Genomic DNA, 10,073 nt, shown 5'->3' on the forward strand with positions numbered 1-10,073 from the left:
AAAAAGAGCGGAGGATCAAATGGACGCCGCAGCGGACTTTTTCACCACCCTTCTAGAAATCCGGTGAAAAAGCAGACTTCGTTAAGCGAGAGCAATCTGGAGAAGCGAAGCGTCCGGCTAACAGCCGGCCGATGCGCCGATAGGGAATTGGAACAGCGACGGGGCGGGAACCCCTATCGGCGCAAGCCGCCCATAACGACACCGTTCCACCCGTTATCATAATGCGAGGAGGCAGTATACATGCAGCATAAGGTACCGATTGAACCATTGACACAGCAAGCTTTTGCCCCCTACGGCAAAGTCGTCGATCTGCCGGAGAGCGATCCGTCCAAGGCCGGAGACGGCTGGGATTGCTGGAGCTATATTCAAATGCTGGACGTCCACGAGCCGATCGGCTTCGGTCTGGTCGTGACCCGGCGGCGCGAGTTCGTCGTATCCGCCATGGAAAGACATGTCAGCCGCGAAGAGCTGCTGCTCGCCTTCGACCGGGAGATTATACAGCCGGTAGCGCGATGCATCGATATCGACGATCCGCAGGAGCATCCCGATCCGTCTACCGTCAAATGCTTCCGGATCAAGCCGGGTCAAGCGATCGTCATCCACCGGGGAGTCTGGCACAGCCCGGCCTATCCGGCATCGGACGACGCCCGCTATATGTTCGGCATTGAGAAGAAGAAAGACAAATTCGGCGATGAAATGATTCGCCCGTGGGTCGATTTTATAGGCGGAGATACCATTCGGTTTGAATAACGCAAGCAGGCTTAGCAACGTGGCGAATAAGTGGCCGGCGAGTCGATAGAGAATTGGAACAGCTAGTGGAAACCTATATCGACCGCAGGCCGCGACTAAATCGCTACCGTTGTAGAAGCCCGGTGAAAAAGCGAGCTTCGCTAAGCGAGAGCGATCGGAAGATGCCTTCGCATGTGCAGTGGACATTTTTCACCACACTCTTAGAGAGGGATGAGAAGATGAACCAAGAGAAGCAGGTTATGGAGTGGATCGACAGCCATCAAGAGGAAATTATTCAATTTTTGCAGCAGCTCATCCGAATTCCGAGCGTGAACCCGTGGTTTTTTGACGAACCGGGGCCTTCCAAGGAAAAGGATCTGCAGGAGTTCCTCGCCCGCAAGCTGGAGGGCTTGGGCGCAGACATCGAAATGTGGGAGCCGGTCGCGGATGAACTGAAGCCATATGAAGGGATGGCAGGCTATTATCCGGGGAGAGATTTCACCGGCCGGCCTAATCTGGCGGCGACGTTCGGCAAAGGAGCCGAAGGCAAGTCCTTGTTATTATTCGGTCATATCGATGTAGTGAAGGCCGGCACGAAATGGACGGTCGATCCGTTCGAGGGCGAGATCGTCGACGGCAAGATGTACGGGCGGGGCACCGTCGATATGAAGGGCGGCGTCGCAGCGATGATTATGGCCGTCGAGGCGGTCATTCGCAGCGGTTTCAAGCTGAAAGGGCCCGTTGTCGTCGGGACCGTAGTCGATGAGGAGGCCGGGGGCATGGGCGCGCTCGATTTCATCCATCACGGCTATCGGGCGGACGCCTGCATTTTGACCGAGCCGACATCGCTGACGATTGCTCCGCTATGCCGGGGCATTTTATGGGGGAAAATTAAGGTGCAAGGACGCAGCGGACATATCGAGATGCCGCAGGCGGATTGGCGGGACGGGGGCGCGGTGGACGCGATCAAGAAAGCCCGCTATATTCTGGATCAGTTCGACCGCTTAAACGAAGATTGGGCGGCAAGCAAAACGCATCCGTACTTGTCGATCCCGTGTCAGGTCCATATTGCGCAGCTCAATGCCGGCGAATACCCGACTTCTTTTGCCAATGAAGCGGAAATTGTATTCAATGCTCAATATTTGCCTTCGGAGCGCGATGAGAAGCTGGTAGGCGGCAACGTGAAGAAGGAGTTGACGGATTTTCTGCGCCAGGTAGCCGAATCCGATCCGTGGCTAAGCGAGCATATGCCGGAAATCGAATGGCTGGTCGATGCGGACTGCGCAGAGACCGACGTCGCTCATCCGTTCGTGCAAACCTGCGTGCGATCCCTCCAGGCGATCGGAGAAGAAGGCAGGATTGAAGGACTCGGCTTCCATACCGATATGGGCTGGCCGGTCAACGTGGGCATTCCGACTATCAACTTCGGCCCCGGCGATCCGAGTCTCGCTCATCACAGCGATGAATTTACCCCTGTGGCCGAGGTGATTCAGGCGGTCAAAATGATGGCCAAAACGATCATAGACTGGTGCGAAATCGAGGAGGGATCGAATCAATGAAAATCTTGTTTATCGGGGAATCGTGGGTCGTTCATATGATTCATACGAAGGGCTATGACAGCTTTACTTCAACCAAGTACGAGGAGGGAGCGACGTATTTGCTGTCATGCCTGCGCGAGCGCGGGATCGACGTCACCTATATGCCGTCGCATGAAGTGCAGGTACGCTTCCCCCGCACGCTGGAGGAGCTTAAGGCATATGACGCCATCGTGCTCAGCGATGTAGGCGCGAATACGTTCCTGCTCCAGAATCCGACCTTTTATCAAATGCAGATCATTCCGGACGCGCTGGAGCATATCCGGCAGTTCGTCGCCGAAGGCGGTGGCCTTCTGATGATCGGCGGCTACTTGACCTTCATGGGCATCGAAGGGAAGGCGAATTATAAACGTACGGTGCTGGCCGATGTCCTGCCCGTGGTCATGACGGACGGAGACGACCGCGTAGAAATGCCGAGCGGCTTCGCTCCTTCCGTATCCGGCTCGCATCCGCTCGTTGACGGCTTGGGAGAATGGCCCAAGCTGCTCGGCTACAATAAGCTGTCGGCCAAGCTGGACGCAGAAGAGCTACTCTGCCATGACGGCGATGCGATTCTCACGGTAGGGACGTACGGCCAAGGGAAAACGGCGGCTTTCGCCAGCGATTGCTCTCCGCACTGGGGATCGCTGGAGTTTATGAATTGGGAGCATTATCCGGCATTTTGGTCCAATCTTATTCATTATTTGAAATAAGGGGAATTTATATTCTGCATAAGCGATCGGTCATGGACGTAGAATCCATGGCCGATTGTTATTTTTTTTCTATATCGGTTTTTGATATACTTGACAGTGTCGGGATTGCATCCAACCGGAGCTGATACCCGATCTGCTGCAAAGTCGTTATGTTTGGCCTATGACCGCGCTTTGATTCCTAAGTGAACAGAGACAAGGAGGATTTCAAAATGAAAAAGACGATGGAGTATCTTCATCAAAAGAAACGAGACGGCCGGAAAATTACGATGCTTACCTGCTACGATTACCCGACGGCCCGATTGCAGGATGAGGCGGGGATCGACGTCATTTTTGCCGGCGATTCCGTGGGTACCAATCAGCTTGGGTACGAACGGGAAACATCGGTAACTTTGGACGACATCATTCATCATTTAAAGGCCGTCCGCAGAGGCGTTGAGCATGCCTATTTGCTGGCGGATATGCCTTACCGTACCTATGAAAACGCGGATACGGCGTTGGCCACGGCCCAAATGCTCCTGCGCAATGGAGCGGACGGAGTGAAGCTGGAGGGCTTGCACGAAGAGATTGTCGCTCATTTATATAACCAAGGCATAGAGGTATGGGGACACCTCGGGTTTAACCCGCAATATCATGAAAAAGCCGCCGTGCAGGGAAAGACGTACGACTCGGCGAGAGTGCTGGCGGAGAGCGTACGCTCGCTTCAAGCCGCCGGAGCGTGTATGGTGGTGCTGGAGCTGATACCTGAAGAGCTCGGCAAAATCATTACGGAGCAAGTGACGATTCCGACGATCGGGATCGGTGCGGGGCGATTTACGGACGGGCAAGTGCTTATCGTGCATGATATGCTCGGGATTACCCCGCGCGAGCTGCGGCATTCGAAAAACTATGGCCATGTAGGCGAAATCATGCTGAAGTCGTTTCAAGAATACGCAAGCGAGGTGGAAGCCGGCGCGTTTCCGAACGTTTCCAATGTACGCCATATGAAAGCCGAGGAGCTGTCGCAGCTCATGCGGCATTACGGTATAGAGTAAGTAAATAGAATGCAGTATATTGCATATAGCCGAGACAGCCGCTCTTTTGGGAGCCGGCTGTTTTATTTTGGCGGACGGCCGTAATCCGGAAAATGAACATGTAAGACAAAGCTGCCGGTCTCCTCACATGAAGCGGCGGAAAGCGAACGGAACAGGCAGAAGACCATGAATGGGTCCCCTGAACAAAAGCGGATTACCGCTGTTCAATAAAGCGTGCCTTATAATGGCATGAATACGGATGGATTAACGGGCGGTTCCGCCGCCGTCGATGACGAATTCGGCTCCGGTGACATGGGACGACTCATCCGAGGCGAGGAACAACACCATGTTCGACACATCCTCGACCGTGCCGAGACGTCCGGATGGAACGGCTTGCGCCAGCTCCGATTTGGAATGCTTGGTCGTTTCGGAAGCGTACGCGACCATCCCCGTATCGATATAGCCGGGATGAATGGAGTTTACGCGCACGCCCTGTGCCGCATATTCAATCGCCGCGTCCTTGGTCATAATCCGGACGGCCCCTTTGCTTGCTCCTTACAAGACATGTCCCGGCGCTCCGATGAGCCCGGCGACGGAAGAAGCGTTGATCACCGAACCGGCCTGCTGCTTCGCCATCACCGGCATGACATGCTTCATTCCCAAGAAGACGCCGGTCACATTGATCGACATCAGGCGATTCCATTCTTCCAGGGTGAGCTCGGCCAGCGGCTTAATAATATAAATGCCTGCGTTATTAAACAAAATGTCTATTTTGCCGTATTGTTCTACGGTTTGCGATACGATCCGCTGCCACTCGTCTTCCTTGCTCACATCATGCGCCATGGCGAGCGCAGCGCCCCCGGCGTTCTTGATTTCCTCCGCCGTGGAATTGGCACTGTCCGGATTGATGTCGGTGACTACGACTTTAGCGCCTTCCTGCGCAAAACGAAGCGCGGTCTTTTTGCCGATTCCGGTGCCTCCGCCTGTAATTACAGCTACTTTTCCTGCCAATCTAGCCATACTGTAACGCCTCCAATTCAAGTTTGGGTCTGCCGCAGCACGGTCTTCTCATAGCTTTATTATAATCCTCTTAATGCTTGAAAAATATGTAAAGATATTAAGCGTTGGTTAAGCACCGCTTAAGGAAACGCTGCGCCGCAAAGTATTCGCAGGCTGTCTTCCTGCAAGAAAGTCAATATCTTTCATGTTTCTCCTATTTCATTTGCAGTATTGTGAAGTAGATTTCTTTTATCTTATTGGCTATGTTCAATTTAAATGTTGAATTGCTGAAGCAAATTCCAACCGAAGTGTTCCAAGGTATCGTCGAAATGGACGAAACCTATTTTCTGTTCTCTGAAAAAGGCGAGCGTAATATCGTTGAACGTAAACCAAGAAAGCGCGGCGGAAAATCCAAATATCGTGGCAGCAGAAAACGACCGAGCTTGCGTTCTCGTAGCCCGTGACCGTCAGAAGATGACCTACTCTGGCGTTCTTGGAGGTGGGCGTATTAAGACAAAGAAGTTGGATGAAGCCATTGGCGGACATCTATCCGACTCGAACGTGCTTTGCACGGATTCGCTGAGGGCATTCAACTCTTATGCGAATTCAAAAGGTTTGACTCATTACCGGTTCCGGTTCAAATCCGATGGAAAACAGCGCGTCAAGGTCGTTTACCATATCCAAAACGTAAACAGCTACCACAGCCGCTTAAAGAAATGGATGGACCGTTTCAATGGTGTTGCAACCAAAACACGAATAAAAAGCTTCGGCTGTCTGCTTATTCTTGTTAAGCTAACGGGCAGAATAGTTCCAATATGTGGTATTATGGTAATGCAAAGATCGTAGTATGAATAGGTGAAATTACGAGGATTTGGTTGCACTTGGTTCGGTCTTGAAGAAATTGCCGCAGATGAAATAAAGTATGTTGTTACAATAACTGAGTATCAAAATCAGTTAGTCATTATTCGGAATAAAAAAGGAGACCTTTGGGAGTTGCCTGGAGGTAAGAGGGAAAATGATAACTTTGAGATAACACCCTATGGAGAAATGTAAAAAAATGTGAGAATTGGATTTTGGAGGTCGAAACGATGATAAGTGTTAGAACAATGACAGGTGCTTTTCTTTTCAATAATGATGATGTTTTAATGCTGAAACGTTCGAGTATTAAAAAGATTGCGCCAGGCTTATGGTCGTGTGTCGGAGGTCATGTGGAAGCTCATGAGTTCAACTCGCCAGTAATTTCATGTTTTCGTGAAATAGCAGAAGAGACGGGAATTTTGCAAAATGAAATCAAAAATCTAACTTTGAGGTATGTATTGCTTCGACAAAAAGAAGATGAGCTAAATCAACATTATATTTTCTTTGGTAATTCGATCACTAGAAATGTTATTAATTGTGATGAAGGAGAATTACAATGGGTAAAAACTTCGGCATTGTCGAACCTACAAATGTCTATGAGCTTAAGACTAATGTATGAGCATTATCAACAAAACCCAAAATCTGACAATATATGGACGGGGACTTACGGTGATGGAAAGATGTTATGGGGACAGTTGTTAAAGTAACGGGTACGTTATCACCACTTGTTTTGGTAAAGATACGTCCCACGGGCAGGATAGCTAAATGACTTCGCGAATACTTTTTGAGACGGAATATTCACGAACTTCGATTATCACGTGATGTGAAATCACAGTAATATAATAAGTTAACATTTGAGGGATTGGCACAAAACTTGGGATTAGATATCGAGACGTTTGAAGATCTCAGGGAAAGGCATTTTGCTAGAGAAAATATTGAGAATTTAATGTCCGTCATTAGTGAGAAATTTTATGATTTTGATTATTCTTTACCGGGTGGGGAGTCTAATTCTGAATGCCAGAATAGATCGATATCAGTGATAAAAAACATATTAAAAGAACACTCTGGGAAAAAAATAGCTATTGGAACACATGGACTTGTAATGACATTGATGATGAATTATTTTGATTCAAGTTATGGTTTGGATTTTTTAAATCAATTAAAGAAACCAGATATTTATAAATTAAGTTTTGAAAATTTAGAACTAAAAGAAGTAATAAGATTGTGGAATGGAGATTTTTGATTAAGCTAAACGGGTACGTTAGCTCAATAAACCGCCGTCAAGGCGGTTTTCTTATGCTCAAAAATCAATAAATGTATCCTTTATTATAGTACTTCTCCTTTTGTTTCTCGTGGTAGTCGCGGCGCGGCGAATGGCCGTAACTTTGCAGAAGTGGCAGCTATGCTGACATCAGGGCGCCGAAAACAGGTATGCCAAGGGGTATGAATATATTATATAATTCAGTTAATAGAAAGATGAGGTGTCATCATGGCGATGGAACAAATGGCGGCCAAGAAGGCCGCGATCGGACGAAAGGAAATGCTGCTGATTACCGCCGTAGCCCTCGGCACGCTGCTTAATCCGCTTAATACGACGATGATTTCCGTCGCTTTGGCCCGGTTGCAGGAGGAGTTCCGGCTGACGTTCGCCGACGTATCCTGGCTTATTTCCACTTATTATTTGGCCAGTGCGATCGGGCAGCCGCTGATGGGCAAGTGGAGCGATCTGTTCGGCCGGAAGAAGGTATTTATGCTCGGGCTGCTGCTCGTAACATTGTCGTCGAGCCTGGCTCCGCTCTCTCCCGGCTTCGGATGGCTGATCGGCTTTCGAATCATTCAGGCTCTGGGCAGCTCGGCCTTGTTTCCGTCCGGCATGGGGATGATCCGCTCTCAGATCACCTCCAATCAAGCGAAGGCGCTCGGCATCATATCGATTTTTTCCAGTACCTCAGCTGCATTCGGCCCCTCGCTGGGCGGACTTTTGCTGCATTACGGAGATTGGCCTCTGATTTTCCTTTGCAACTTTCCGTTTATTGCCGCTTCCTTCATCCTGGCATGGAAGCTGTTTCCGAACGATCCGAAAACGGCCGGACGGGCCTCCGATATGGATTGGCCCGGGGTTGCGTTATTTTCCGCGACGATTTTCATGTGGCTGCTGTTTTTCTTGTCGCTTGCGGACGGCTTCAGCTTATGGAAGCTCATCGTCAGCGCAGGGGCGTCGTTCTGGCTTTACCGGTACGAACTTAGCCGGAGCAAGCCGTTTATCAACGTCGCTTTTTTACGGAAAAATATGAATGTGACCCTCATCTATGCGCAGTTCATTTTGACGAATATCGCGTTCTATTCGATCATGTTCGGGATTCCGTCCTACTTGCAGCGCGTGCAGGCGATGGACCCGCAGAAGACGGGGCTTGTCATGCTGTCGATCGCCGGTTTTAGCGTAGTGGTTACGCCGCTGGTCAGCCGCTGGATCGACAGGAGCGGCTCGAAGCCGCCGCTGACGGCCGGAACGGCTCTGGTGGTGATCGGCAGCTTGCTGATGCTGATCATTCGGGATCAAGCCAGCCCGGTTACGATCTTCCTCGTGCTCTGCGTGCTCGGGATCGCCAACGGCTTCAACAATCTGGGGATGCAGACGGCGCTGTACGATTGCGTAACGAAGGAAGAGACGGGAATCGCCTCCGGGCTGTTCATGACTTCGCGTTTTATCGGGACGATCCTCTCATCCAGCTTGCTGGCGGCGCTGTTCGGCAAAAATATTACCACCTCGCACTTGCATAGCATGGCGTGGGTATGTGCGGTACTCGGCGTGCTGATGCTTGTCTTGACGCTGCGGATGCCGGGCAGGGAACGCGTCAAGAGCGGTTAAACGACAACTGGCTGGCGGCTTTCCCGGCAATGAGCCGGAGCAGACGGCATGAAGCCATGCGGCCGATCGCCGCGAGGTTACAAGATGCAAAGAGGGACATGCGATAGGCAGGTCCCTCTTTGTATTGCTATACTTTAAAACGTTCGATAAGCGTCTGCAATTGTTCCGCCATGTTCGATAGCGAATGAGCCGATGCGGAGATTTCCTCCATGGAAGCCAGCTGTTCCTCGCTTGCTGCCGACACTTCCTGAGAGCCCGATGCGGTCGTTTCGGCCGCCTCCGTGATGAGCTTCATCGAATGCACGATTTGCTCGGTGCCTGCCGCTATTTGCTGGGCGGAGGACGATACTTCCTGGATTTGGTTGCTGACATCGCTCACGGAGCTGCGGATTTGCCGGAAAGTGTGCCCTGCGGTATGAACCGCTCCGATGCCTGCCTCGACTTCTTGGGTGGCTGCTTTCATCGAGCCGACCGCTTGTTTCGTTTCCTCCTGAATCGAGGAGATTAACTCCGCAATTTGCCGCGCCGACGCTGCCGACTGATCCGCCAGCTTGCGGACTTCGCCGGCGACGACGGTGAATCCGAGTCCGTGCTCTCCCGCTCTTGCCGCTTCGATTGCCGCGTTGAGGGATAAAAGATGGGTCTGGGCGGCGATTTCCGTGATCACATCGGCAATTTGGCCTATTTCCTGCGAACGTTCTTCCAGACCCTTGATAACCCCGGCTAGGCCGTTCACTGTGGATTGAATCGAATTCATCTGATCGACGGCGGTCTTGATGGTCTGTCCTCCCTCGGAGGCCTTCTCGTAGGCTTCGACAGCCGTAACGGAAGCTGTTTGGGCGTGATGGGCGATCTGCTGCACGCCTTCGGACATGTCGCCGACGGTACGCGAGGTTTCGTTCACGGTTTGAAACTGCTTGTCTACATTGGTCGCGGCCTGCTGCATCGTAACGGAAATTTGCTCGGTCGCTCTCGTCGTTTGTTCGGCGCTTGCCGTCAATTGTTCCGCCGAAGCGGCCACTTGCTCCGCATTGGAGCCGACCTGATAGATCAAATCGCGGAGATTATGACACATTTGATTGAACGATGCGGCTAAATCGCCGATTTCGTCCCGATTTTTTATGTGAATAGGCTTGGAGGTAAGATCTCCCGAAGCGACCTTCTCGGCCGTTCGCGCTATCGCGACAACCGGCTTGGAGATGATCCGGCCTATGTAGGGCTTGCTGAACAAATCAAAAATTCAACAGTAACAAGGGTTTGGCGCCTCTTTTGTCGAATTTAGGTGCAAGGAAAACGAAGGCTAACCCGTGAAAAACCTTGC

General features: G+C 51.2%; 8 protein-coding genes and 2 pseudogenes. 8 read left to right on the forward strand and 2 right to left on the reverse strand.

All coding sequences use genetic code 11. The features are described 5' to 3' along the window. Positions 1-240 precede the first annotated feature (240 nt). The 4 genes from N0M98_RS30850 to panB all read left to right on the forward strand — a co-directional run bounded on the left by N0M98_RS30850 (position 241) and on the right by panB (position 4,047). A complete protein-coding gene (locus N0M98_RS30850) occupies positions 241-750 on the forward strand; it encodes an ureidoglycolate lyase (RefSeq protein WP_259620185.1) in 510 nt (169 codons plus the stop codon). 218 nt (positions 751-968) lie between these two features. After that, positions 969-2,288 (forward strand): ArgE/DapE family deacylase, encoded by a 1,320-nt coding sequence (locus N0M98_RS30855; protein WP_259620186.1) that lies wholly within the window; start codon positions 969-971, stop codon positions 2,286-2,288. Next, positions 2,285-3,016 (forward strand): glutamine amidotransferase, encoded by a 732-nt coding sequence (locus N0M98_RS30860; protein ID WP_259620187.1) that lies wholly within the window; start codon positions 2,285-2,287, stop codon positions 3,014-3,016. Before N0M98_RS30855 ends, N0M98_RS30860 begins: the two co-directional genes overlap by 4 nt. A 209-nt stretch (positions 3,017-3,225) precedes the next feature. Then, entirely contained in the window at positions 3,226-4,047 is an 822-nt protein-coding gene (gene panB, locus N0M98_RS30865; RefSeq protein ID WP_259620188.1) for a 3-methyl-2-oxobutanoate hydroxymethyltransferase, read from the forward strand. A gap of 243 nt (positions 4,048-4,290) precedes the next feature. Here panB and N0M98_RS30870 read toward each other — a convergent pair. Beyond that, positions 4,291-5,046 (reverse strand): annotated as a pseudogene (locus N0M98_RS30870) (SDR family NAD(P)-dependent oxidoreductase). A 266-nt stretch (positions 5,047-5,312) separates the two neighbouring features. Here N0M98_RS30870 and N0M98_RS30875 point away from each other — a divergent pair. From N0M98_RS30875 to N0M98_RS30890, 4 genes and pseudogenes are all read left to right on the forward strand, one after another. Next, positions 5,313-5,775 (forward strand): annotated as a pseudogene (locus N0M98_RS30875) (IS1595 family transposase); the annotation flags it as partial. A gap of 338 nt (positions 5,776-6,113) precedes the next feature. After that, entirely contained in the window at positions 6,114-6,590 is a 477-nt protein-coding gene (locus N0M98_RS30880; RefSeq protein ID WP_259620189.1) for an NUDIX domain-containing protein, read from the forward strand. A gap of 155 nt (positions 6,591-6,745) precedes the next feature. Then, complete coding sequence (locus N0M98_RS30885; protein ID WP_249861100.1) at positions 6,746-7,126, forward strand: histidine phosphatase family protein; 381 nt, start codon at positions 6,746-6,748, stop codon at positions 7,124-7,126. A gap of 246 nt (positions 7,127-7,372) precedes the next feature. Further along, positions 7,373-8,752 carry an MFS transporter gene (locus N0M98_RS30890; RefSeq protein WP_259620190.1) on the forward strand — a complete coding sequence of 460 codons (1,380 nt, stop codon included), beginning with the start codon at positions 7,373-7,375 and terminating at the stop codon, positions 8,750-8,752. A 127-nt stretch (positions 8,753-8,879) separates the two neighbouring features. Here N0M98_RS30890 and N0M98_RS30895 read toward each other — a convergent pair whose 3' ends face one another. Further along, positions 8,880-9,983, reverse strand: a complete 1,104-nt coding sequence (locus N0M98_RS30895; RefSeq protein WP_259620191.1) for a methyl-accepting chemotaxis protein — start codon at positions 9,981-9,983, stop codon at positions 8,880-8,882. Positions 9,984-10,073 lie beyond the last annotated feature (90 nt).

This window comes from Paenibacillus doosanensis, assembly GCF_025060755.1.
Taxonomy (GTDB): Bacteria; Bacillota; Bacilli; order Paenibacillales; family NBRC-103111; genus Paenibacillus_S; species Paenibacillus_S doosanensis.

Coding starts and splice junctions, on each gene's coding strand:
- N0M98_RS30850 (WP_259620185.1), top strand. CDS start 241: ATGCAGCATAAGGTACCGATTGAACCATTGACACAGCAAGCTTTTGCC.
- N0M98_RS30855 (WP_259620186.1), top strand. CDS start 969: ATGAACCAAGAGAAGCAGGTTATGGAGTGGATCGACAGCCATCAAGAG.
- N0M98_RS30860 (WP_259620187.1), top strand. CDS start 2,285: ATGAAAATCTTGTTTATCGGGGAATCGTGGGTCGTTCATATGATTCAT.
- panB (WP_259620188.1), top strand. CDS start 3,226: ATGAAAAAGACGATGGAGTATCTTCATCAAAAGAAACGAGACGGCCGG.
- N0M98_RS30880 (WP_259620189.1), top strand. CDS start 6,114: ATGATAAGTGTTAGAACAATGACAGGTGCTTTTCTTTTCAATAATGAT.
- N0M98_RS30890 (WP_259620190.1), top strand. CDS start 7,373: ATGGCGATGGAACAAATGGCGGCCAAGAAGGCCGCGATCGGACGAAAG.